19 protein-coding genes are annotated in these 23,351 nt (G+C 63.9%); 7 read left to right on the top strand and 12 right to left on the bottom strand.

From position 1 onward, the window contains the following. Positions 1–3 precede the first annotated feature (3 nt). The 3 genes from ugpA to A3840_RS08030 all read right to left on the bottom strand — a co-directional run bounded on the left by ugpA (position 4) and on the right by A3840_RS08030 (position 4,937). Positions 4–888 (bottom strand): sn-glycerol-3-phosphate ABC transporter permease UgpA, encoded by an 885-nt coding sequence (gene ugpA, locus A3840_RS08020; protein ID WP_067454555.1) that lies wholly within the window; start codon positions 886–888, stop codon positions 4–6. 99 nt (positions 889–987) lie between these two features. Next, positions 988–2,313: a sn-glycerol-3-phosphate ABC transporter substrate-binding protein UgpB gene (gene ugpB, locus A3840_RS08025; RefSeq protein ID WP_067454608.1), complete on the bottom strand. Its 1,326-nt coding sequence runs from the start codon at positions 2,311–2,313 to the stop codon at positions 988–990. A 254-nt stretch (positions 2,314–2,567) separates the two neighbouring features. Then, entirely contained in the window at positions 2,568–4,937 is a 2,370-nt protein-coding gene (locus tag A3840_RS08030; protein ID WP_067454557.1) for a transketolase-like TK C-terminal-containing protein, read from the bottom strand. Between the two features lie 124 nt (positions 4,938–5,061). On the opposite strand from A3840_RS08030, the gene A3840_RS08035 reads away from it, so the two are divergent. Next, complete coding sequence (locus A3840_RS08035; RefSeq protein WP_067454560.1) at positions 5,062–5,529, top strand: Lrp/AsnC family transcriptional regulator; 468 nt, start codon at positions 5,062–5,064, stop codon at positions 5,527–5,529. 149 nt (positions 5,530–5,678) lie between these two features. Beyond that, entirely contained in the window at positions 5,679–6,080 is a 402-nt protein-coding gene (locus A3840_RS18990) for a VOC family protein (protein ID WP_082903741.1), read from the top strand. A gap of 468 nt (positions 6,081–6,548) precedes the next feature. Here A3840_RS18990 and A3840_RS08045 read toward each other — a convergent pair whose 3' ends face one another. Next, entirely contained in the window at positions 6,549–7,580 is a 1,032-nt protein-coding gene (locus A3840_RS08045; RefSeq protein ID WP_165603147.1) for a LacI family transcriptional regulator, read from the bottom strand. A 278-nt stretch (positions 7,581–7,858) separates the two neighbouring features. Here A3840_RS08045 and A3840_RS08050 point away from each other — a divergent pair, with 278 nt between their 5' ends. The 5 genes from A3840_RS08050 (at position 7,859) to A3840_RS08070 (ending at position 15,494) form a co-directional block, all read left to right on the top strand. After that, on the top strand, positions 7,859–9,175 hold the full coding sequence (locus tag A3840_RS08050; protein WP_082903735.1) for an extracellular solute-binding protein: 1,317 nt from the start codon (positions 7,859–7,861) through the stop codon (positions 9,173–9,175). Positions 9,176–9,385: 210 nt separating this feature from the next. Further along, positions 9,386–10,276 (top strand): carbohydrate ABC transporter permease, encoded by an 891-nt coding sequence (locus A3840_RS08055; protein WP_067454572.1) that lies wholly within the window; start codon positions 9,386–9,388, stop codon positions 10,274–10,276. Then, positions 10,276–11,088: a carbohydrate ABC transporter permease gene (locus A3840_RS08060; RefSeq protein ID WP_067454575.1), complete on the top strand. Its 813-nt coding sequence runs from the start codon at positions 10,276–10,278 to the stop codon at positions 11,086–11,088. The genes A3840_RS08055 and A3840_RS08060 overlap by 1 nt, the downstream gene beginning before the upstream one ends. Next, positions 11,085–14,282, top strand: a complete 3,198-nt coding sequence (locus A3840_RS08065; protein WP_082903736.1) for an alpha-mannosidase — start codon at positions 11,085–11,087, stop codon at positions 14,280–14,282. Before A3840_RS08060 ends, A3840_RS08065 begins: the two co-directional genes overlap by 4 nt. A 156-nt stretch (positions 14,283–14,438) precedes the next feature. Then, positions 14,439–15,494, top strand: a complete 1,056-nt coding sequence (locus A3840_RS08070; RefSeq protein WP_067454578.1) for an ABC transporter ATP-binding protein — start codon at positions 14,439–14,441, stop codon at positions 15,492–15,494. Positions 15,495–15,754: 260 nt separating this feature from the next. On the opposite strand, the gene A3840_RS08075 is transcribed toward A3840_RS08070, so the two are convergent. The 8 genes from A3840_RS08075 to A3840_RS19670 all read right to left on the bottom strand — a co-directional run. Beyond that, complete coding sequence (locus A3840_RS08075) at positions 15,755–16,738, bottom strand: ABC transporter ATP-binding protein (protein ID WP_067454582.1); 984 nt, start codon at positions 16,736–16,738, stop codon at positions 15,755–15,757. Between the two features lie 14 nt (positions 16,739–16,752). Further along, the gene (locus tag A3840_RS08080) at positions 16,753–17,523 is read right to left on the bottom strand and encodes a TIM barrel protein (protein ID WP_067454585.1); all 771 of its coding nucleotides are present in this window, start codon (positions 17,521–17,523) and stop codon (positions 16,753–16,755) included. A 13-nt stretch (positions 17,524–17,536) separates the two neighbouring features. Further along, entirely contained in the window at positions 17,537–18,580 is a 1,044-nt protein-coding gene (locus A3840_RS08085; RefSeq protein ID WP_082903737.1) for a zinc-dependent alcohol dehydrogenase, read from the bottom strand. 4 nt (positions 18,581–18,584) lie between these two features. Continuing rightward, on the bottom strand, positions 18,585–19,412 hold the full coding sequence (locus A3840_RS08090; protein WP_067454589.1) for a carbohydrate ABC transporter permease: 828 nt from the start codon (positions 19,410–19,412) through the stop codon (positions 18,585–18,587). After that, a complete protein-coding gene (locus tag A3840_RS08095; protein WP_067454592.1) occupies positions 19,409–20,305 on the bottom strand; it encodes a carbohydrate ABC transporter permease in 897 nt (298 codons plus the stop codon). Before A3840_RS08095 ends, A3840_RS08090 begins: the two co-directional genes overlap by 4 nt. Before the next feature lie 154 nt (positions 20,306–20,459). Beyond that, positions 20,460–21,734, bottom strand: coding sequence for an ABC transporter substrate-binding protein (locus A3840_RS08100; RefSeq protein WP_067454595.1), 1,275 nt, complete (start codon positions 21,732–21,734; stop codon positions 20,460–20,462). A gap of 141 nt (positions 21,735–21,875) precedes the next feature. Next, positions 21,876–22,931 carry a LacI family DNA-binding transcriptional regulator gene (locus tag A3840_RS08105; protein ID WP_165603148.1) on the bottom strand — a complete coding sequence of 352 codons (1,056 nt, stop codon included), beginning with the start codon at positions 22,929–22,931 and terminating at the stop codon, positions 21,876–21,878. A 146-nt stretch (positions 22,932–23,077) separates the two neighbouring features. Next, positions 23,078–23,351: SDR family oxidoreductase (locus A3840_RS19670; protein WP_165603149.1), on the bottom strand; the 274-nt coding region annotated here is incomplete at its 5' end.

Consider the following 23,351-nt stretch of genomic DNA (forward strand, 5'->3'; position numbering starts at 1 on the left):
CCCCTAATACTGCACACGGCGTTCCACGAAGCGGAACTGCACGATGGTGAGAGCGATGACAATCAGCATGAGAATGACCGATTGGGCGGCGGACGACCCGATGTTCAGGTTCAGCACGCCGTCGGTATAGACCTTGTAGACCAGGATATTGGTGGCCTGTGCGGGGCCGCCGCTGGTCGTCGCATCGACAATGCCGAAGGTGTCGAACATGGCGTAATTGATGTTGATGATCAGCAGGAAGAAGGTCGTCGGCGAGATCAGCGGGAAGATGATGGTCCAGAACCGCTTGAACGGGCCTGCGCCGTCGATGGCCGCCGCTTCATTGAGCGATTGTGGCACCGATTGCAGTCCAGCGACGAAGAACAGGAAATTGTAGGAAATCTGCTTCCAGGCTGCGGCGATGATGATGAGAATCATGGCCTGGTTGCCGTCGATGCGATGGTTCCAGCTGATCCCCAGACCGCGCAGTATATAGGGCGCAAGACCGATGGACGGATTGAAGATGAACCACCAGAGAATACCCACCACGACCGGGGCCACCGCATAGGGCCAGACCAGGAGCGTGGTATAGACCTTGCCCGAGCGCAGCAGGCGGTTGACCGCCACGGCCAGCAGCAGGGAAATCGCCATGGACAACAGCGTCACCGAGATGGCGAAGATGGCGGTGCGGCCCAGCGAGCTCAGGTAATTGGGATCGGCGAAGATCCGCCGATAATTGTCGAACCAGATGAAGGTGGTGCGGAAGCCGAACGGGTCCTCTCGTTCGAACGAGGATTTTACCGCCTGAAGGGCGGGCCAAATGAAGAAGATCAGCGTGACCGCCAATTGCGGTGCCAGCAGGATATAGGGCAGCAGCTTGCTTGGAAAAATGGTGCGTTTGGTCTGCATGGGTCCTCGCACGGGCGGCCGGTGGAGGACCGGATGGGTCATCCATAGCGCAGCGCATGAAAACGGGGCCGGAAAGTCTTCCGGCCCCGCAGAGCGTGATTATTGATTGGTGGTTTCGAATTCGCGCAGGATCTCGTTACCGCGGACGACCGCGGCGTCGAGGGCCTCCTGGGCGCTCTTCTGGCCTGCGAGCAGTGCTTCGAATTCTTCGTCGATCACGGTGCGGACCTGGCTCAGATTGCCGAAGCGGATGCCCTTGGAATTGGCCGTCGGCGTACCGCGGGTGATCTGCTCGATGGCCACGTCCGAACCCGGATTGGCTTCGTAATAGCCCTGTTCCTTACCCAGTTCGAAGGCGGCATTGGTGATCGGCAGATAGCCGGTGAACTGGTGCCAGTCGGCCTGGACTTCAGGCTGGCTCAGATAGGTGAAGAATTCGGCCACGCCCTTGTATACGTCGTCATTGTGGCCGTTGAGGACCCAGAGGGTGGCGCCGCCGATAATCGAGTTCTTCGGATCGGTGGTTTCGTCGTCGTAATAGGGCAGGGGCGCGAAGCCGACCTCGAAGTCCTTGGAATTGGCGATGACGCCGGCGCGCGAACCCGAGGAGTTCATGTAGATCGCGCATTCGCCCGAATAGAATTTCGGTGCCGCATCAGGACCACCCACCGGGCCGCCATATTGATAGAGGCCTTCGTCCGACCATTTCTTGAGATTTTCCCAGTGCTTAGCCTGGATCGGACCGTTGAAGGTGAACTCTGTGCCGAGGCCGCCGAAGCCGTTTTCCAGCGTGCCATAGGGCTGGTCGTGGATGGCCGAGAGGTTTTCGAGCTGGATCCAGGACACCCAGGCGGTGCTCAGGCCGCAATTGGCAGCGCCCGAATCCACGATCTGGCGCATGGCGGTTTCGACTTCGGCCCAGGTCTTGGGTGGGGTTTCGGGATCAAGGCCGGCTTCCTCGAAGGCGGTCTTGTTGTAGTACATGATCGGCGTGGAGGAGTTGAACGGCAGCGACAGGATATTGCCGTCGGTATCCGAGTAATAGCCCACGACCGGCGCGAGGAACGCGTTCGGATCCCAGGGCTGGTCGTTTTCGGTCATCAGCTCGTAGACCGGCTTAACGGCGCCCTTGGCGGCCATCATCGTGCCGGTGCCGACTTCGAAAACCTGAACGATTGCAGGCTGTTCGTTGGCGCGGAACGCCGCGATGGCGGCGGTCAGGGTCTCGGGGTAGGAGCCCTTGTAGGTGGTGACGACCTTGTATTCCGACTGGCTGTCATTGAAGCCCTGGGCGATCGATTCCAGCTTCTTGCCCAGTTCCGCATCCAGTGCGTGCCACCAGGAAATCTCGGTCTGGGCAAAGGCGGCACCAGCCGACAGCACAGCGGCCAGCCCGACGGACAGGCCCAATACGTTCTTGAACATGCTCACTCCCTTGATATTGCGCCGGGACTTTTTCGTCCCGTGCTTGGCAGCATATGACAGCATCGAATCTTCCTTTGCAAACAGGAAATGTTCATTTGAACATCGGAGGAGAAAAGGCCGACTCTTTAGCGACCCGGAGAGGGTTCTAGATCAGGTACTTAGCAGTTTTGTGACAGTCGCCGCAGCCCGCCGTGCCTGTGCATATTCGCGGTGGAATGTTGTTATCGTTCAAGTGAACACGGGCCTCGCAGCCCTCATGCGCGGGGGATGAAATGACGGCATGCCGTTTCAATGGCTTGGGCGTCGATCTCGAAATGGCGGTAGAGGTCGGGGACCGTGCCGGTCTGACCGAAATGCTCGACGCCCAGGGCGATGGTGCGGTGGCCGAGAACGCTGCCGAGCCAGCCCAGGGTAGCGGGATGGGCGTCGATGGCGGTGACGATGCCGGTACGGTGGGGAATTTCGGAGAGCAAATCCTCTATATGGCTCAAGGACTTGTCGCCATGCAGCCGCGCCCGCTGCGCCGCCTGCCAACCGGCATTGAGCCGATCGGCCGAGGTGATGGCGAGCACGGCGACATTGCGCCGATCGCCCCCGAGGCGGGCCGCGGCCGCGATGGCCTCGCTGGCGAGGACGCCCTGATAGGCGATGACCACGTCGCATTCCGGCGTTGGTTTTTTGAGCCAATAGGCACCACCAATGACCGAATTCGTTAGCAGACTGTTCACCTCACGGGGTACCTGATCGATGCTACGGGTAGACAAACGCAGATAAACCGAGCCGCCGGTGACGTCGCGCGGCCAGTCGGCCAGATCGGGCCGCGCGTCGCCGCTCCGTTGCATGTAGTCAAAGGCCCAATCCACGATGATGGCGAGCTCGTCGGCAAAGGCCGGCTCGAAGCTTGCCAGCCCGTCCTGCGCCATGCCGATCAGCGGGGAGGAGATGGACTGGTGCGCGCCGCCCTCGCCGGCCAGCGATACCCCGGAGGGGGTGGCGACGAGCAGGAAGCGCGCATCCTGGTAGCAGGCATAATTGAGGGCATCGAGGCCGCGGGCGATGAAGGGATCGTAGAGCGTGCCGATCGGCAGGAGCCGCTCGCCGAAGAGGGAATGGGAAAGGCCGGCCGCGCCCAGCATCAGGAACAGGTTCATTTCGGCAATGCCCAGTTCCATATGCTGGCCATCGGGGCCGAAGCGCCATTTCTGGGTCGAAGGAATGGCTTCCTTCTGGAACAGGTCGGCCATCTCCCCCGGCGCGAACAGGTTGCGCCGGTTGACCCAGGCGCCGAGATTAGTCGAGACGGTGACGTCGGGCGAGGTGGTGACGATGCGGCGGGCCAGCTCGCTGTCGGTTTTGGCGATGGCATCGAGAATGCGGCCGAAGGCGGCCTGGGTTGAGGTCGGCCCGGTGCCGAGCAATTGCGGGCCGATCGTGGGCACGACGGGCGAGGTCAGGCGGCGCGAGGCCCTGGTGTTGAACGGCACCCGATCGAGAAAGCCCTGGAGGGCGTCGGGATGGTCCAGCCCTTCGAATAGATCCCATTCGTACCCCGGGCGGATATTGTGGGATCGGCGCAGCTGCTCGATCTGGTCGCCGGTCATCTGGCCGGCATGATTGTCCTTGTGCCCGGCCAAAGGCGTGCCCCAGCCCTTGACGGTATAGGCGATGAAGACGGTCGGCTGCTCGCTGCCGGCCGCCTCGAATTGTTCGAGCAGGCTTTCCACGCAATGGCCGCCGAGATTGGCCATCAGGGCGGCGAGCTCGTCGTCGCTGCGGCGGGCGAGGAGGGCGGAGACCTCGTCCTGATCGCCGATTTCATCGGATAGCCGTTCGCGCCAGGCCGCGCCGCCCCGGAACATCAGCGCCGAATAGAGGGCATTGGGGCAGGCATCGATCCAGGCCTTGAGGCTTTCGCCGCCCGGCTCGGCAAAGGCGGCGCGTTGCAGCGCGCCATATTTGAGGGTGACCACCTTCCAGCCGAAGGCGGCGAAGATGCCTTCGATGCGCTCATATAGCCCTTCGCGCACCACGCCATCGAGGCTCTGGCGATTGTAGTCGATGATCCACCAGCAATTCCTGAGACCATGCTTCCAGCCCTCGAGCAGGCATTCATAGATATTGCCCTCATCGAGCTCGGCATCGCCGGCCAGGGCGATCATCCGCCCCTCCGGCACATCCTTGCGGGACCAGTCCTTGGCACGGACATAGTCCTGCACCAGGGAGGCAAAGGCGGAGAAAGCCACGCCCAGGCCGACCGAGCCGGTGGAGAAATCGACGTCGTCGCTGTCCTTGGTGCGGGAGGGATAGGATTGCGCGCCGCCAAAGGCACGGAAATCGACAAGCTTTTCTTTGGCCTGCCGGCCCATGAGATATTGGATGGCGTGAAAGACCGGCGCCGCATGCGGCTTGACCGCCACGCGGTCCTCGGGCCGGAGCACGCCGAAATAGAGACTGGAGAGCAGGGCGGCCATGGAGGCGGAACTGGCCTGGTGCCCGCCCACTTTGACGCCATCCACATTGGGCCGGATGTGATTGGCATGATGCACCATCCAGCTCGCCAGCCACAGCGACTTCCTGGTCAGCGCCTCGATGGCCTCGATTCGCCCGATACCCGCCTCGTTCATCCCGGTCTCCTCTTCCCTTGCGCCAGACAATGCGGCTTGCGGCGAGACGATTCCCGTCTATGTTGCTCGAAAGAGTCGTGTCTGGCGCAGGTTTCGATAAGCTGAGGGCTTAAAAATAGCAGAAATCGCCAATGTCGGAATCGATCCGGTCGATCGCCGCATCCTGCGTGCCTTGCAGGAGGATGGCCGGATGACCGTGCAGGCCCTGGCCGAAAAGGTGGGGCTGTCGCCCTCGCCGTGTCTGCGCCGTGTCCGGCAACTGGAGCGGGCCGGGGTGATTTCCGGCTACAGCGCCAATATCGAACAGAAGGCGGTGGGCCTGCCGGTTTCGGTGTTCATCTCCATCAAGCTGGAGCGCCAGCGCGCCGACAATCTCGACACGTTCGGGGCGGCGATCAGCCGCTGGCCGGAGGTGATGGAATGCTATCTGATGACCGGCAAGTTCGATTTCCTGCTGCGCGTGGTCTGCGCCGATCTCGAAGCCTATGAGCACTTCCTGCGCGACCGACTGACGCAATTGGAAGGCGTGGCCTCGATCGAGAGCAGCTTTTCACTGGGCGCGGTGAAATTTTCCCGAGTGCTGCCGCTTTAGGGAGGCGCTTCGGTGCCGAATGTCCGGATTGGCTGCTTTCGGGGAGGAGGCAATCAAAACCGACCTGGCGGCGCGTTTTTTTGACAAGTGTGTCGGCCTGGACCTGCTTTGTTCGTCGTTTTGTCGAGATCTATTTGCAGGAGTGGTCAATGACACCAAGAATTTCGATAAGTCTTCCCATCGACAGCCGAAGGGTCGCCCACGATTTTTATCTCAATGCGCTTGGTCTCAGGTTGGTCGGGGAGCCGGATGAGGATGGCATGCCGGAGCCTCTTCAGTTCGCTCTCGGTGCAGAAACGCGCTTGGTGCTCATACCGGCTGGCGGGTTTGAATGGGTAATCGGCGCGAACCGTCTCGCGCCGGATGGTAGGAGCGAGTGCCTGCTCACCCTGGAAGTCGCCAGCGAGGACGAGGTTCATCGTGTGTTTCGAAACTGCGTTGAGGCAGGTGCAACGGCGATCAATGAGCCACGCCAGAAAGACTGGGGCTATGTCGCCATGATTGCCGATCCTGATGGCCATATGTGGATGATCGCCGCAAATCTTGGGTGATTGCCGCAAAAAAAGGGGCGATGCGGCATCGGCTGCCCGCGACCATTTCCGCATCCACCGCTCGTCACCCTCGGGCTTGACCCGAGGGCCGGCTTGGGAGCCCTGTTGAAGGGCCTGTTTTGCCGTGAATGGCTCTCGGTCGAGCTCGAGGGGGGAGGCGGCCTCGATAAGGAAGAGCCCTCGGGTCAGGCCCGAGGGTGACGACTTGTGGTTGTGGCGGAATCGTTCGGCCCAGGCGCTGCGGTCTTAGATGCCCGCGATCATTTCCGCACCCACCGCCATTCCCGCACCCATTGCTCGTCACCCTCGGGCTTGACCCGAGGGCCTGCTTGGGCGCCCTGTTGAAGAGGTGTGTCTTGCCGAAGCTCGGGCCACGGCCTCGTCCTTCGACGGGCTCAGGATGAGGTCTACTGGGGTATTTGGCCCTGCATTATGAGGTCTGCTGCTATGCTCAGGAATGCGCCGGCCTCAATCGCCGCTGCGCCAGTGGAGGACGGGTTCGGCGAGGGTTTGGAGGTTTTCGGCGGGCTCGCCGGCGATGCGGCGGAGCAGGAGATTGGTGAGCTCGACGCCGGCGGCGAAGACGTCTTCCTGGACGCTGTCGAGATGGGGGAAGAAGGTGGGCAGGACGTCCGAGGTCTGCTTGTAGACGAGCTGGATGTCCTGGCCGATGCGGACGCCGCCATCCTGCAGCCCGCCGACCAGCGAAATGGTGCGGGTTTCGGTGTCGCTGATAATGCCGTCGGGGCGGTCGTCGCTCTGCGCCAATTGCTCGCCGATGCGGCGGATTTCGGCGGCGCTGGCGCGGGAGGGCATCTGGTCGAAGAGGCGTCCATCGACGCCGTGCCCGGCCACCGCCCGGCGATAGGCGGTGACGATATTGTGGTAATTGGTGGTGCGGTCATCGCCCACCACCAGCAGCAATTTGCGCGCGCCCTTGGCCACCAGGCGATCGACCGCGGCGGCCACGAAGGCCTCGGCGTGAAAATCGTGATAGGGGTGAGGCGTGAAGAACTCGGTCCGCCCATGCGAGACGAAGGGGAAATCCGCATCCATCAATAATTGCACGCGCCGGTCCCGCGGGCCGGTATGGGTGATGATGACGCCATCGGCGGTGCGGTTGTCGAGAATGTAGCGGATCGTCTCCACCGAGCCGGGATTGTCGAATTCGGGGGCGATGGAGAGGTGATAGCGCGTGCCGCTGATCGCCTGGCCGATGCCCTTGATCATGTGGCGCGCGAAATCGATGGAATCGCCGGCGCTTTCGAGCACCAGCGCGATCACATTGGTCTTGCCGGTGCGCAGGCGCACCCCGGCGCGATCGGGCACATAGCCCAGGCTGCGCGCCGCCTCGGCCACTTTGTCGCGGGTTTCCTGCTTGAGCGTGGTGCCGCCGCGCAGCGACAGCGACACGGTCGACAGGCTGAGCCCGGTAACCTCGGCAATGGTCTTGAGCGTGACGCGGCCTTTGGCGGGCGGCCCGGCCCGGTGCTTCTGCATATCGCCTGTTCCCATGCCCCTGTTTAGCACGATGCAACGGGGTGAGTGTACCGAAGATCGATGCAACGATGCAAACGTTACAGATCGCTTAAGAGGCACGTAGATCATGTAAAATATCTAAGAATATCAATATGATAAAATGAATGAAGCGGGCTGTTGCGTTCCGCTCTCATTCAGAATTGCAACGTTGCATGATGTATGTTTAGCTGCGTCGCATAAGCCGGAAGAGGAGCCGGCCCTGCCGCCGGACCCGGTGGCAGAACCAGAGGGAGGAAGACATGCTCAGAAAAGTGCTTTTGACCGGCGTGGCAGCAATTGCCATGACGGCCGCCATCGCCGCTCCGGCGCGGGCGGAAGTTTCGTTCATGTATGCCGAATGGATCGCCGCCCTGGTCGAGCCGGGCATCGCGGCCTTCGAGGCCGAGACCGGCGAAACGGTCAATGCCATCAAGCTGCCGGGGCAGGGCTATGACCAGCGCATCGCGCTCGACCTCAGCGCCGGCACCGCCGCCGACGTCAACCTGATGGACAGCTTCATGGTCTCCGAGTTGGCCTCGGCGGGCTATTTGCATCCGCTGGACGAACTGCTCGCCGGCTGGGATCAATATCAATATTACCTGCCGGGCCTGCTGGAAGTGGCCTCCTATCAGGACCAGGTCTATGCGCTGCCCACCGATACCGATGTGCGCATGCTCTGGTACGATCTCTCCAATTTCGAAAAGGCGGGCATCGAAACGCCCTGGCAGCCCAAGACCTGGGACGACGTGCTCGACGCGGCGCAGAAGCTCAAGGATGCCGGCGTGCGCTATCCGTTCCAATTGCCGGCCGGCACCAAGCAGGGCGAGGCGGCCACCATGCAGGGCGTCTATATGGCGCTGCTCGGCGCCGACGTGCCCGAGGGCGACCGCAACCGCCTGCTCAACCGCGACACCAATCAATGGATCGGCGACAGCCCCGGCCTGCGCCGCACCTTCGATTTCTTCTATCAGGTCTATGTCGAGCGCGAGCTCAATACGGCCGAACTGAATTACGCCACCGATATCGGCGCGGCGGTGCGCGCGGCCCTGGCGGCGGACGAGCTCGGCATCCTGGCATCGGGTTCCTGGGAAGATGCGTGCCTGTGGGATTGCAACAATCCGCCCAGCCGCGAGGAGCGCGACGCGACGGTGGCCTGGACGCCGTGGCCGGGTTCGGGCGTCGAGGGCGCCAAGACCACGACCAATATTTCGGGCGGCTGGACCATCGGCATCAATGCCAATGCCGCCGACAAGGACCTGGCCTTCAAGCTGATCACCACGATCTTCGATGAGGAGAACTTCAAGGCCTGGACGCTGGCCAATCACCGCATGGCGGTGCGCACCGATATTTCGGAATCGCCCGAATATACGGCCGACCCCTTCCTGGCCGAGGCCACCAAGCTCGCCGCCGACACGACGGGCCGCGACACGGTGCCGGGCTATCAGACGGTCTCCGCGCTGATCCAGCAGGCCACCGCCGATATCCTCGACGGCGTCCCGCCCGATGAGGTGGTCCAGGAATATCACGACGCCCTGGTCGATGAATTCGGCGAAGAGAACGTGATTACATACGAGTGACTTCGAGCCGTCCCGGCGGGCAGATCGCTCCGGTGGAGCGATCTGAGGCGAGAAGGCCATGAGGGCCATGCCCGAATGGCTTACCCGGTCCGGCGGCGCCAATGTCCTCCTGGCGCTGCCGGCTTTTTCCTTCGTGCAAAGGTATCGGTTTTTCGACCCCTCCCTCTTGAGGGGAGGGAGGCGATGAAACCGAAGCAATAGAGAGCGCCCATGAAAAACCAGGCCAATCCGTGGCTGACGAGCAATCTCTGGGTGCTCGGGCTGGGCATGTTGCCGGCCATCCTGCTCATCGGCGTGCTGCTCTATTTCACCGCCTGGGCTTTCGCCTTCAGCTTCACCGACCTGGCCCTGGTGGGGCGCAAGAGCGTCGAATGGGAATGGGTGGGGCTGGAGAATTTCCAGCGCCTGTTCACCCGGCGCGGGTTCCTGGAATCGCTGTGGACCACGGTGATCTTCGTGTTCTTCTCGGCCATTGTCGGCCAATCGGTACTGGGTTTCCTGCTGGCGGCGGCCCTGCGCGGCACGCGCTCGACTTTGCGCAGCGTGGTGGAAGTCTGCATCATGCTGGGCTGGCTCTTGCCCGATATCGTGGCGGCGTTCCTGTGGTCGGCGACGACGGCGCAGACCGGTTTGATCAACCAGTTGATCATCCGCCCGCTGGGCCTGCCGCCGGTCAATTTCATCAATGATTACGCCCTGCCGGTGGTGACCATCGCCAATATCTGGAAGGGCACGGCCTGGTCCTATTTGCTGTTCTCGGCGGCGTTGGACTCGGTGAGCCGCGAGGTGGTGGAGGCGGCCAAGGTCGATGGCGCCACGCCCATGCAGCGCATCTGGCTGGTGCAATTGCCGATCATCAGGCCGCATATCGCGACGAACATGCTGTTCATCACCATCTGGACCTTCACCTATTTCCCGCTGATCTTCGCCATGACCGGCGGCGGGCCGGGGCGGCAGACCGAGACGCTGGCCGTCTTCCTCTACAATCAGAGTTTCGCGCGCGGCAATCTGGGCTTCGGCTCGGCCATTTCGGTGGCCATGCTGGTCATCGTCGGCTGCCTGTCGCTGGTCTATCTGCGCATGCTGCGGGAGCCCAAATAATGGAATCCAATGCGCCCAGCCGCCTCACCGCCATCGCGCTGACCTTCATGGCGGTGATCTGGATCAGCCCCTTTTCCTGGCTCATCCTCAATGCCTTCAACCCGCTCTCGACCGGGCAATTGGAAATTCCCCGCGCCGTGGGGCTCGACAATTTCGCGCAGGCGGTCAGCGGCAATGCGGGACGGCAGTTCATCAATTCCATGATGATCGCGGCGGGCACGGCGACGCTCAGCGTCATTGTCGGCATTTCGGCGGCCTATCCGCTGTCGCGGCTCAAAATCCCGGGGCGCAATGCGTTCCTGTGGACGCTGGTGCTGCTGCGCATGCTGCCGGCGGCGGGCGTCCTGGTACCGCTCTATTTCACCGCCCAGCGCATGGGCCTGCTCAACCAGCTCGGCGTCATCATCGCGCTGACCGTGCTGAACCTGCCCTTCACATTGCTGCTGCTCAAGAACTTCTTCGACACCGTGCCGATCGAGTTGGAAGAGGCGGCCTATGTGGAGGGCGCGAGCCTCTTCCAGATCGTCACCAAGATCGTGCTGCCCATGTCGCGGGCCGGCATCGCGGTGGTCTGGTTCTTCAGCTTTACCGGGGCGTGGAACGAATTCCTCCTGCCCCTGATCTTCGCACGCGTGCAGGACGCCTTCCCCATGTCGGTGGGCCTCTACGCGGCATTCGGGCAGCAGGGCGCCATCAATTACGGGTTCCTCACGGCCTTTTCCATCATCTACGCGGCGCCGGCGGTCGGCGTATATTTTCTGTTGCGGCGAAACATGAACACAGGGTTCGCCGGTGTCGGAGTTAAAGGATGACCTATTCCAATCCCCTCTCGTCCAAACTGGGACTGCTGGACGACGATCTCAAGGCGGAGGGCAAGCTGCTGCGCCTCTGCGCGGATCTGGAAAAGAAAATCCGCACCCCGCTCAAGCATATGCCGTTTCAATGGCATGTGCAGCGCGCCGATGGCTTTTCGGCCGCGGAGGCCCTCAAGGCCGATTGGCGGCAATGGGAAACATTCGGGCGGCACTCGGTCTGGGCCAAGCACCAGGAACACACCTGGTTCGCCGCCGAAATCATCGTGCCGGAGGAGGCGCGCGGCAAGGTTTTCGTCGCCCATTTCACCAGCCAATGGCAGGACCGGCCCGGCACGACCGACCCGCAATGCCTGGCCTATCTCGATGGCAAGATTGCCCAGGCCCTGGACGGCAACCATACCGAGCTGGTGATCGAGCGCGATGCCAAGCCAGGCAATAAGCACATCCTGCTCGTCAACGCCTTCACCTTCTTCGACCGGCCCTTGGTGGGGTTCGAGGTGGATTTCTTCATCCGCAACGAGCGCGCCGAAAAGCTCTATTACGATCTGCAGACGCCGCTGGACGTCGCCGTTCTGCTGCAGCAGAACGACCCGCGCCGCCATGCCATCCTCAATATCGTCAACCGCGCGCTGCGGGCGCTGGACCGGCGCGACGGGCACACCGAGGCCTTCGAGAAGGGCCTGCCCGAAGCCGAGAAGATCGCGGCGGAAATCTACGACCTGGTCGATACCGAAGTGCAGCCGCAGATCACGGCGGTGGGCTCGACCCATCTCGATGTCGGCTGGCTCTGGCGGGTGATGCATACCCGCGACAAGACGGCCCGGAGCTTCGCCACGGTGCTCAACCTGATGGAGGAATATCCGCAATTCGTCTTCATGTATAACCAGTCGGTGCTGTTCGATTTCCTCAAGCAGGATTACCCCGAGCTCTGGGACCGCATGGTCAGCAAGGTCAAATCCGGCCAGTTCGAGATCGAAGGCGCCATGTGGGTGGAGCCCGACGTCAATATCGCCTCGGGCGAGAGCCTGGTGCGCCAGATCATGCGCGGGCGGCGTTTCCATCTCGAGCATTTCGGGGTCGACCCCAAGACGGTCTGGCTGCCGGACACGTTCGGCTATTCGGCCAATCTGCCGCAGATCATGGACAAGTCGGGGCTGAAATATTTCGTCACCAGCAAGCTCTCCTGGAACGACACCGACCGGCACCCCTATGACACCTTCTTCTGGCGCGGCATCGATGGCACCGAGACCAAGGCGCAGCTGATCACCGCCCAGAAATATGGCAGCGAGGCCGTCTATACGACCTATAATGGCGATCTTTCGGTCTCCGAAACCATGGGCGCCTGGAAGCGCTACGAGCCCAAGGCCGCCTACGACCAGGTGGTCATGTCCTATGGCTATGGCGATGGCGGCGGCGGCCCGACCCGGGCGATGATCGAGCGCGGCACGCGTTTGGAGCGGGGCATTCCCGGCGCGCCGAAGGTGAAACTGGAAGGCATCGTGCCGTTCCTCGACCGGCTGGGCAAGGCCATGGATGCGGATCCCGGCCGCTTTCCCACCTGGAATGGCGAGCTCTACCTGCAATATCACCGCGGCACGCTGACCTCGGTGGCCAGGAACAAGGCCAATAACCGCAATGCCGAGCGCCGCCTGCGCGAGCTGGAAATGCTGGGCGCCCTGGCGCTGGCCACGGCGGGCCATGCCTATCCCGGCGAAACGCTGGCCGAATTCTGGGAACTGGTGCTGATCAACCAGTTCCACGACATCCTGCCGGGCACCTCCATTCCCGAGGTCTATACCGACAGCGACGCCGAATATGAGCGCATCTTCTCGACGCTGGATTCGGCCAATGGCCCCTGGCATGCGGCGGCGCAGGCGGCGGCCAAGCCGGGCCCCGACCAATTGCGGCTGCTCAATTTCACCAGCCAGGCCCGCTCGGGCCTGGTGCATCTGGGCGCGGTGCCGGACGGCGCGGCGCTGGCGATTGCCGGCGGCAGCGTGCCGGTGCAGAAGATCACCCGCGCCGATGGTTCCACCGACAGCGTGGCGCGGGTGGACGCCATTGCGCCGCTGGGCTGGACCGGGGCGCAATTGGTGGCCGGCAATGGCGCCGGGCAGAGCGCGGTTTCGGCCTCGGCGACGCATCTCGAAAACGACCTGTTGCGGGTCGAATTCGACGACAAGGGCGAAATCACCTCGATCTTCGACAAGAGCCGCAACCGCGAAACGCTGGCGGCGGGCGAAAAGGCCAATCGGCTGATCGCCTATGAAGACAAGCCGATGAACTGGGACGCCTGGGACATCGAGCGCTATTTCGAGGAGCAGTTCTGGCCCCTGGCGGACGACAAGGCCGATATCGCCGTGGTGGAAACCGGGCCGCATCGCGCCGCGATCCGCATCGAGCGGGCCTATCAGAAGTCAAAGATCGTGCAGGTGATTTCGCTGGCCGCCGGCGAGCGGCAGGTGGAGTTCGACACCTTCATCGACTGGCAGGAGCGGGCACAGGTCATCAAGGCCGTGTTCCCCTTCGATCTCAATACCTCCGAGGTGCGCTCGGAAATCGCCTTCGGCCATGTGAAGAGGCCGACCCATCGCAACACCACCTGGGACCGCGCCCGCTTCGAGGCCTCGATGCATCGCTGGGTGGATATTTCCGAAGCCGATTTCGGCGTCGCGCTGCTCAACGATTGCAAATATGCCTATGATTGCCACGAGCAGGTGGTGCGGCTGACGCTGCTGCGCGGCTCCACCTTCCCCCATCCCGAGGCCGACCTGGGCATGCATCGCCTCCGCTATGGCCTGTTCGTGCATGAGGGGGTGGCGGACCTGGCCGCGGTGCACCAGGCCGCCGAGCGCTTCAACAATCCCGTGGTGGTGATCGGCGCGCGCCAGATCGCGGCGGCGCCGGCGGCGGACCTGGCCAGCTTCAGCCTCGCCGATATCGATGCCCCCAATGTCACGATCGAGACGGTGAAGAAGGCCGAGAAATCGGACGCGCTGGTGCTGCGGGTGTTCGAGCACGCCAATATCCGCGCCGAGGCCAATATCCGCTTCGGCCTCGAGGTGAAATCGGTGCGGGTGGTGAACCTCATGGAGGAGGAGGCGGGCGAGAAACTGGAGCTTACCGACAATGGCGTCACGCTGAAACTGCGGCCGTTCGAGATTGTCACGCTGCTGGTGGAGGTGGCGTGAAAGCCCCCTCATCCGCCCTTCGGGCACCTTCTCCCGCAAGGGGAGAAGGGGGCACCGAGCACTGGTTAGCACCGGCTCACCCCTCTCCCCTTGTGGGAGAGGGTGGATCGGCCGTCAGGCCGAGACGGGCGAGGGGTTTTTCCGGAGGAGAACAACATGTCTGACGTAAGCCTCAAAGCCGTCCGCAAGTCCTATGGTGTGCTGGAGGTCGTCCATGGCGTCGATCTCGACATCAAGGCGGGAGAATTCGTGGTGTTCGTGGGGCCTTCAGGCTGCGGGAAATCCACGCTCCTGCGCATGATCGCCGGGCTGGAGCCGATCAGCGGCGGCGAAATCGCCATCGGGGGCAGGGTGGTCAACGACGTGCCCTCGCCCCAGCGCGGCATCGCCATGGTGTTCCAGTCCTATGCGCTCTATCCGCATATGAGCGTGTTCGACAACATGGCCTTCGGGCTGAAACTGGCCAAGACGCCCAAGGCCGAGGTGGAAGCCCGCGTGCGCGAGGCGGCGCGCATCCTGCAGATCGAGCCCTATCTCGACCGCATGCCCAAGGCGCTTTCCGGTGGGCAGCGCCAGCGCGTCGCCATCGGCCGGGCCATCGTGCGCAATCCCAAGGTGTTCCTGTTCGACGAGCCCTTGTCCAATCTCGACGCGGCGCTGCGCGCCCAGACCAGGGTGGAAATCGCCAAGCTGCATGCCGCGCTCGACGCCACCATGATCTATGTGACCCATGACCAGGTGGAGGCCATGACCCTGGCCGACCGCATCGTGGTGCTCAATGCCGGGCGGATCGAGCAGGTGGGCTCGCCGCTGGAGCTTTATCGCAACCCGGTCAACACCTTCGTCGCCGGCTTCATCGCCAGCCAGCGCATGAACTTCCTCGAGGTGAAGGCGTCCGCCAATGGGCTGGAATTGCCGGGCGGCCGGGTTTTGGCCTTGAACCATGCCGGCATCGCGGCGGTGAAGACGCTGGGCGTGCGGCCCGAACATCTGCTCCTGGCCGATGCGGGCAATGCCGATCTCTCGGGCGTTCTGGCCGTGGTCGAGCAGTTCGGCGAATATGCCCTGGCCTATGCCGAATTGCCGGGCGGCGAAACGGTGACGCTGAAACTCGACGGCGCACCGGCGCTGGAAGTGGGGCAGGACGTGCACATGAAGCTGCCGGGCGAGGGACTGCATCTGTTCGATGCGGATGGCCGGGCGCTGCGGTGACAGGAAAGAGCCCTCGGGTCGAGCCCGAGGATGACGGGCGGTGGCCGGATCGGCCGGCAAACGCGATGCGGCACCCTCCCCCTTGCGGGGAGGGATGAGGTGGGGGGATGGGCGGCCAGGTGATCGAGCCGTGCGCCAGTGCCTGCCGGCACCCCCTCCCAGCTCCGCTAGGCCTATCGGCCAAGCTGCGCTACCTCCCCCATCAAGGGGGAGGTGGGGTTTCGGTGTTTGCCGCGAGATACGGGGTCGGGCCGATATCGTCAGTTCACCCGCATGCCCTGGGCATCAAATCGATGCACTCGCTCCACCGGGTAATCGTAGCTGACCACGTCCCCGACCTGCGGGGTCTCGCTGCGGGTCTGGCGGACGGTCAGCAATTCGTCCTGGCCGATATCGAGGAAGGCGTAGCTGTCGGCGCCCAGATATTCGACATAGGCGACCTTGCCCCGGTGCGGGCCCGATCCGAGGTTGATGTCTTCGGGGCGGATTCCGGTCGTGGTGCCGTCTTCGGCCTTGAGCAGGTTCATCTTGGGCGAGCCGATGAAGCCGGCGACGAACAGCGATTGGGGGCGCTCGTATAACTCTTCGGGGGTGCCGACCTGTTCGACGCGGCCGGCATTGAGCACCACAATGCGGTCGGCCAGGGTCATGGCCTCGACCTGGTCATGGGTGACATAGACCATGGTGGTCTGCGGCAGGCTTTCCTTGAGCCGGGCGATTTCGAGCCGCGTGGCCACGCGCAAGGCGGCGTCGAGATTGGAGAGCGGTTCGTCGAACAGGAAGACCTGCGGATCGCGCACGATAGCGCGGCCGATGGCGACGCGCTGGCGCTGGCCGCCGGAGAGCTCGCGCGGATAGCGGTCGAGATAGGGTGCCAATTGCAGCTTGCGGGCAGCGTCGGCCACGCGGACCTCGATCTCGGTCTTGGGCGCGCGGCGCAGCTTCATCGAATAGGCCATGTTTTCACGCACGCTCATATGCGGATAGAGCGCGTAGGACTGGAACACCATGGCGATGCCGCGCTTGGACGCGGGGACATTGTTGACGACGCGCCCGCCGATCTCCAGCGCGCCGCCGCTGATGCGTTCGAGGCCGGAAATGCAGCGCAGCAGGGTGGACTTGCCGCAGCCCGAAGGGCCGACAAAGATCACGAACTCACCCGACCTGATGTCGAGATTGATGTCCTTGAGGACCTCCACGGCACCAAAATTCTTGCGCAGGTTCGTGACCTTGATGTCGGACATGGATCGTCTCCGGGTCAGGCGGACAGAAGGGCGGCGCGGACCTTGGCCAGCGCTTCGGCGGTGGAGCCATCGGGCCGGTATTCGAGACCGACCGCGCCCTCGTAGCCATTGGCATAGAGCCAGGCCAGGCGCCTGCCGAGGTCGATCTCGCCCAGGCCCGGATCGTTGCGGCCCGGATGGTCGGCGACATGGGCATGGACCACGCGCGATACCTTGCCGGCCAGCACATCCTCGATTTTCTCGCCCATCACATAGGAATGGTAGAGATCGTAGACGATGCCGATTTCCGGGCGGCCGACCTCGTCCACGATATTGAGCGCCTCGCGGGTGGAGGAGAGGTAATAGCCCTTGTGATCGATGAGGGTATTGAGCGGCTCGACGCCGAGCCGGACGCCGCTGCCCTCCAGCACATCGGCGGCGGCACGCAGGCAGGCGACCAGGGCGTCATGCTGTTCCTCGCGCGAACGGCCGGGCAGGTCATTGCCGGCCTGGGCGATCAGCACCCTGGCGCCGAGGCGCTGGGCCTGGCGCATCGAGGTGGCGAGGCCCGCGAGGAACGTGGCGTGATTGGCCGGATCGGTGAGCGCGACCATCGGCTCAGCGACGAAGCCGCTGAGGGCGAGGCCGGTCTCCTTGAGGGCGGCGTCAATGGCGCCGAGATCCTTGTTGGACCAGAGCCAGAATTCGACCGCGTCGAGGCCGGACGCCTTGGCGAGGCGGATGCGCTCGGCAAAGTCGTCGCTGGCATCGGCGAACAGCCATTCGATACAGGCGGAGAGTTTCATTGCGGGCTCCGGTTCAGCGATAATCGATCAGGACCTGCATGACATCGGGCGAGCCCTGGTCGAGCAGGTTATAGCCGCGGCCCGCCTCGGCGAGCGGCACGCGATGGGTGATGAAGCCCTTGAGGTCGGGAGCGAGGCTGTCGAGATATTCGCGGGCGATCCGGCCCCGCCGGCTTACCGACCAGAGCGGCCCCAGAAAGGGGTTCACGCTGCCGACCTGCGAGGAAATGATGCGCGGGCGATTGTGGTGAAACTCCCCCGACAGGCTGAGGCTTTCGAACGTGCCGCCATACCAGGACATGGCAATCACCGTGCCGTTGAAGCCGGCGGTGCGAATGGCCTCGTTGAGGGCGGGGGCGGCGCCGGACACCTCGATGACGGTGTCGGCACCACGGCCTTCGGTAAGATCGCGGACGCGCTCGGCGACCGGGCCTTCGCGCGGATCAAGCACGGTCGTGGCGCCGCCGGCCAGGGCCAGGTCGCGGCGCTGGGCAATGGTGTCGAGGGCGATGATCTGGCGGGCGCCGTTGCGGGCCAGGAGGCGGACGACCATCTGGCCGATGACGCCCAGGCCGGAAACGACCACATCGGCGCCCAGCGGGATATTGGCGTCGAGAATGCCGTTATAGGCGGTGTTGAGATTGGCGAAGAAGACGCCGATTTCCGCGTCTTCGAGTTCGCCCAGCGGCACGACCGCATTGGCGTCGACCAAGGCGTGGCGGCCATGGGGCACATAGGCGAAGACCAGGTCGTCCTTGGCAAGGCTGCGCACATCCCTGCCCAATTCGGCCACGCGCCCGACCGCGGCATAGCCATAGCGGGCCGGCCAGGACCAGTCCGAGCCATGGGCATCGGAGAACAGGCGGGTTTTCGGGTCCATGGACTGGCGCCATTGCGGGGCGAGACCGCGGAAGACGTTGAGCTCGGTGCCGGCGCTGATGCCGGAAACCGTCAGATCGAGCAGGACCTGGCCCGCGCCGGGACCATCCAGGGTCTCGGTGCGGATTTCCACCGCGCGCGGGCCGGTGAAATAGAGCGATTGGGTACTCAGAGACAAGATATCACCCTTTGATGCCGCCGGCGGTCAGCCCGCCGACAAGTTGATTACGGAACAGGAGGAAGAGCACGATCGTGGGCGCGGCGATGACGACGCCACCGGCCATGACCACGCCCCAGGAGAAGGAATAGGGGTCGAACAGCGTCTGCAGCGCCAGGGGCAGGGTCTTGACCTCGGCGCTGGTGATCAGCGCCAGCGCCAGGATGAATTCGCCCCAGGACAGGACGAAGGCGAAGGTGCCCACCGCCACCACGGCCGGCCGGATCAGCGGCAGGGTGATGCGGAACATGGCGCCGATCTGGGAGGAGCCATCGATGATCGAGGCTTCCTCAAGCTCGCGCGGCACCGCGTCGATATAGCCCTTGAGCATCCACACCGCGATGGGCAGGCCCAGCGCCAGATGGGTGAAGGTGAGGGCGGTCAGCGTGTTCGCCATGCCCAGCGAGCGGATGATGACCACGATGGGCACCAGCACCGCCACGGCGGGCAGCATTTGCGTGGCCAGGATCAGGAAGCCGATGAAATCGCGGCCGAGATAGGTGAAGCGGCTGAGCGAATAGGCAGCGGGAATGGCGATCAGCACCGTGCAGATGGCGACGATGGCGCCCACGATCAGGCTGTTGCGAAGCGCGACCAGGAAGTCGGCGCGCGCAAAGATATTGGCGAAATGATCGAAGGTGATCCGCGCCGGGATGAGGCTGCGTGTCATGATATCGGCATCGGGCCGGATCGAGGCGATGAACACCCAGATGATCGGCAGCAGCACCAGCGCCAGCACGGCGATGGTCACGACATCGAGGACGATGCCACGAAGCCTGCTTTCCTCGTTCATTGCCGCCTCCGCAATTTGAGGGAGAGGAAGGACGCGACGGCCAGGATGGCCAGCATGACGACGCTGATGGCGGCGGCATAGGCGGGCCTGAGATCGGTGAACACGGCCTTGTACATGGAAATGCCCAGCACGGTCGTGGCGTCCTGCGGGCCGCCGCGCGTCATGATCCAGGGCAGGTCGAAGCTGTAGAAGGCCAGGATGCCGAGGACGAGCCCGATGATCAGCATGGTGTTTTGGATGGCGGGCAGGGTGATGGTGGTGAAGCGCTGCCAGGGCGAGGCACCGTCGATGGCGGCGGCTTCATAGAGCTCGCCGGGAATGGATTTGAGCGCGGCCAAGAGCGCCAGAACCATGAAGGGCATACCCTTCCAGCCCGAGATGAAGATGATGATGGCCAGCGCCAGGTTCGGATCGTTGAGAATGGAGGAATTGCCGGCCAGGCCGAAGAACTGGAACACCGAATGGAGCGCGCCCACTTCGCTGTCGAGCAGAAACCGCCAGCCATAGCCGAGCACGATGAAGGGCATGACCCAGGGGAGCAGGATCAGCGCCGAGGCCATGCGGGCAATGGTGGTGTCGCGGTTGAGCAGCAGCGCCAGGGGCAGGGCCAGGGCGACTTCGACCGCCACGGTGCCGATCGTCCATATCCAGGTGCGCCAGAAGGCGCGCCACAGGGCGGCATCGGCAAACAGCGCCTGGAAATTGACCAGGCCGCCCCAGACCGGCTGCGGATTGCGCAACAGGTACCAGTCCTGAAAGGACAACCAGAGCGCATAGAGCAGGGGGATGACGGCAATGGCCAGGGCAACCAGCACGGCCGGCGCCACCAGGGCATAGGGCAGGGCGATATCACCGAATGGCCTTCGCTCTGTATCTGCTGTGGGAACGGTCATGGGCTGAGCCTGCACTTATGCAAAACTTTGTCCGAGGTACGGAGCTGGCAATTGCCGCCCCTCCCGCAGAGGGGAGGGGAGCAAAGAAGCCGAAGCTTCTGCTGCGTGAGGGAGCCCCCGGACGGCGGGAGGGTGCCGCCCGGGTGCTTCGCCCTTAGCGGGCGAGGACGGAATTGATGTCCGTGCAGAGATCGGCGGTGGCCTGATCGATATCCTTCTGGCCCAGGGCCACGGCCTGCACGGCCTTCTGGATCGTGTCGACCTCGAGCTGGCCCATCTGCGGGATGGCTTCGCTCGGATATTGATAGGGCCGCGCGTCCTGCAATTGCTCGACGAAGAGCGGATAGGGGAACTCGGTCCAGGGCTCGCCCTGCGCCAGCGAGATGGAGCCCGGGATGAAGCCGCCGGCCACGGCCAGCTCCTTGAAGGCCTCGCCATGGGTGGCGAACATGATGAACTGCCCGGCCGCCTCCTTGGCGTCGGAGGCATTCCACATCACCAGCGGCCAGCCGCCCAGGAAGCCGGACCGGTTGACCGGGCCCGAGGGCACCATGGCGATATCGACGGCATCGAGCCATTCCGGCTGCTCGGTCACGAGGTCGCGATAGAGGCTGGGATGCATGAGGATCATGGCATAGCGGCCATCAAGGAAACCGCGCTGGAAGGCGTCGCCATTCATGCTGGCCGCGTCCGGATGGGTGGAGCCATCCAGCGCGATGCCGGTATAGACATCGAGCGCGGCGCGGAATTCGGGGCTGTCGAAGCCGCAGGTGCCGTCCTCGTTGAGCATGCGCGCGCCATAGCCGAGATAGGCGCTCATGAAATTGTGGACGGTGAAATAATCGAGGCTGGTGGCCAGGCCGATGCCATAGACGCCGTCCGGGGTGCCCTCGGTCAGGGTCTTGGCGGCGCTGCGCAGCTCTTCCCAGGTCTCGGGTGGGCTTTCGGGATCGAGGCCGGCCTGTTCGAACAGGTCCTTGCGGTAGTAAAGCGCGCGGGTTTCCACCGCGATGGGTGAGGCCCACCACTGGCCGCCCAGATTGTAATAGCCCTTGTCGCCCGGCCAGATGTCGGAGGCCACATCGGTGCCGTTGGCGGCATCATAGGCCGCGAAGGCGTCGTCGAGCGGAGCCAGGGCGCCGATGGCCTGGAACTGGGCGACGACATTGTTGCCCAGCATGGACACGTCGGGCAGGCCGCCGGTGGTCAGCGCGGTGACCAGGCGCTGCTGCTGCTCCGACCAGGGCACGATTTCCATGACCACGTCGATGCCTTCATGGCTGGCCTCGAAGGCCTCGATGATGCCGTTCCAGGCGGCGATGTCGTTCGGATTGGTCGAGAACTGCCAGAAGGTCACCGTCTCGGCAAAGGCCGGAGCGGTGAGCAGGGTAGAGGCGAGCGCCGTCGCCGCGAGCAATGAATGCCGCATTATAAATCCTCCCAATGAACTCGTGCGTTGCGAGTAGCGCGCTTTTCCCGAAAAGCGCATGTGTCATCGTTGACATATAGATCGTTAACACAGGCCCGCGAGGGAGTCAAACGGGTGGCCGAGCGCGGGAATGGCGTGCGTCTAGCCGGGTGCGGGGCCGGTGGACTGGCGGATGACCAGGCCCGCATCGAGTACCACTTCGCCCTGCATGTCGCGCTTGTCGATGGCCGCCCGGGCCATTTCGAAGCCCTGGCGGCCCAGTTCGGCGATCGGCTGCGCCACGGTGGTCAATTGCGGGGCGAGATAGGGCGCCAGCGTATCGTCGAAGCCGACGACCGACAGATCATGCGGCACCTTTTTGCCGGCCTTGTACAGCGCCTGCAACACCCCGACGGCGAGGATGTCGCAGGTGGCGAAGATGGCCGTCGGCGGCGTTGGCAGGGACAGCAGGGCTTCGGCATGCGCGCGGCCCTCCGCGCCGGACCCGTCGCTGGCAAGGTCGTAATACTGGCCCAGCCGGACATAATCGGCCTGCAGGTCCAGGCCATGGGCCGCCATGCCGTCGCGATAGGCGGCGAGCCGGTCTTCCTCCACCGAGCGCCGGCGGGCCGCATCCTGCGGATAGAGCGCCGGATCGCCGCCGACAAAGGCGATGCGCCGATGGCCCAGCCCGACCAGATGATCGATGGCGGCGCGGGCGCCGACATAATTGTTGACGCGCACGAAGCGGGCCGTCTCGGTCAGCGAGCGCTCGATCTCGATAGCCGGAATGCCGGCGCCGGCCAGCAATTCGACATTGGCGGGGTTGGCCGCGGTGCAGAACAGAACGGCGTCGACGCGCTGGGCGATGAAGGTTTCGACGCCATGGCGCTCATAGCTGTCGCTGCCCCCGTGATTGAAGATGACGACGCGATAGCCCGCCGCGATGGCGGCTGCCTCCACCGCATGGGCCACCCCGACGAAGAAGGGATTGACGGTGATGGCGGTGAGCATCAGCCCGATGGTCTGGCTGCGCTGCGTGCGCAGATTGCGCGCCACCACATTGGGCCGGTAATTGGTGGCTGCGACCGCCGCCAGGACCTTTTCGCGGGCCTCCTCGGAAATATAGCCCTGCTGCTTGAGCACGCGGTTGACCGTGGCCGTGGAGACCCCGGCCAGTTTCGCCACTTCGATCAATGTTGCGCTTTTGCTTGCCACCGGCACCTCTCTGGCCCGCGATTTAGGCCGAGCAGGGGGGCGGGGGCAAGGGCGTGCCGCGCCGCGCCCTCGTGGTTCGACAGGCACGGAACGCCCGGAGACCTCATCCTGAGCCTGTCGAAGGACGAGGTCGCCCGAATACGGGACTAGGCCGTCCAGCCGCCATCGATGATGTGGATTTGTCCGGTCGTATAGGTGGCGCCGGCGAGATAGAGAGCGAGGTCGGCGACTTCCTCGGGCCGGGCGATGCGGCCGATGGGCTGGCGGGCGATGAAGGCTTTGCGGGCGCCCTCGAAATCGCCGGTGGCGTGCCAGCGCTCGTGCAGGCTGGGGCTGTCCACCGTGCCGGGACAGATGGCGTTCACCCGGATATTGGAGGTCGTGTAATCGGCGGCGATGGATTTGGTGAGCCCGATCACG

It is taken from the genome of Devosia elaeis, assembly GCF_001650025.1.
GTDB classification, from domain to species: Bacteria; Pseudomonadota; Alphaproteobacteria; order Rhizobiales; family Devosiaceae; genus Devosia; species Devosia elaeis.

What these genes read in the sequence shown, in the direction of transcription:
- A3840_RS08065 (WP_082903736.1), top strand. Translation starts at nt 11,085, where the DNA reads ATGACCTATTCCAATCCCCTCTCGTCCAAACTGGGACTGCTGGACGAC.
- A3840_RS08080 (WP_067454585.1), bottom strand. Translation starts at nt 17,523, where the DNA reads ATGAAACTCTCCGCCTGTATCGAATGGCTGTTCGCCGATGCCAGCGAC.
- A3840_RS08050 (WP_082903735.1), top strand. Translation starts at nt 7,859, where the DNA reads ATGCTCAGAAAAGTGCTTTTGACCGGCGTGGCAGCAATTGCCATGACG.
- A3840_RS18990 (WP_082903741.1), top strand. Translation starts at nt 5,679, where the DNA reads ATGACACCAAGAATTTCGATAAGTCTTCCCATCGACAGCCGAAGGGTC.
- A3840_RS08030 (WP_067454557.1), bottom strand. Translation starts at nt 4,937, where the DNA reads ATGAACGAGGCGGGTATCGGGCGAATCGAGGCCATCGAGGCGCTGACC.
- ugpB (WP_067454608.1), bottom strand. Translation starts at nt 2,313, where the DNA reads ATGTTCAAGAACGTATTGGGCCTGTCCGTCGGGCTGGCCGCTGTGCTG.
- A3840_RS08045 (WP_165603147.1), bottom strand. Translation starts at nt 7,580, where the DNA reads ATGCAGAAGCACCGGGCCGGGCCGCCCGCCAAAGGCCGCGTCACGCTC.
- A3840_RS08060 (WP_067454575.1), top strand. Translation starts at nt 10,276, where the DNA reads ATGGAATCCAATGCGCCCAGCCGCCTCACCGCCATCGCGCTGACCTTC.
- A3840_RS08075 (WP_067454582.1), bottom strand. Translation starts at nt 16,738, where the DNA reads ATGTCCGACATCAAGGTCACGAACCTGCGCAAGAATTTTGGTGCCGTG.
- A3840_RS08095 (WP_067454592.1), bottom strand. Translation starts at nt 20,305, where the DNA reads ATGACCGTTCCCACAGCAGATACAGAGCGAAGGCCATTCGGTGATATC.
- A3840_RS08100 (WP_067454595.1), bottom strand. Translation starts at nt 21,734, where the DNA reads ATGCGGCATTCATTGCTCGCGGCGACGGCGCTCGCCTCTACCCTGCTC.
- ugpA (WP_067454555.1), bottom strand. Translation starts at nt 888, where the DNA reads ATGCAGACCAAACGCACCATTTTTCCAAGCAAGCTGCTGCCCTATATC.
- A3840_RS08070 (WP_067454578.1), top strand. Translation starts at nt 14,439, where the DNA reads ATGTCTGACGTAAGCCTCAAAGCCGTCCGCAAGTCCTATGGTGTGCTG.
- A3840_RS08055 (WP_067454572.1), top strand. Translation starts at nt 9,386, where the DNA reads ATGAAAAACCAGGCCAATCCGTGGCTGACGAGCAATCTCTGGGTGCTC.
- A3840_RS08090 (WP_067454589.1), bottom strand. Translation starts at nt 19,412, where the DNA reads ATGAACGAGGAAAGCAGGCTTCGTGGCATCGTCCTCGATGTCGTGACC.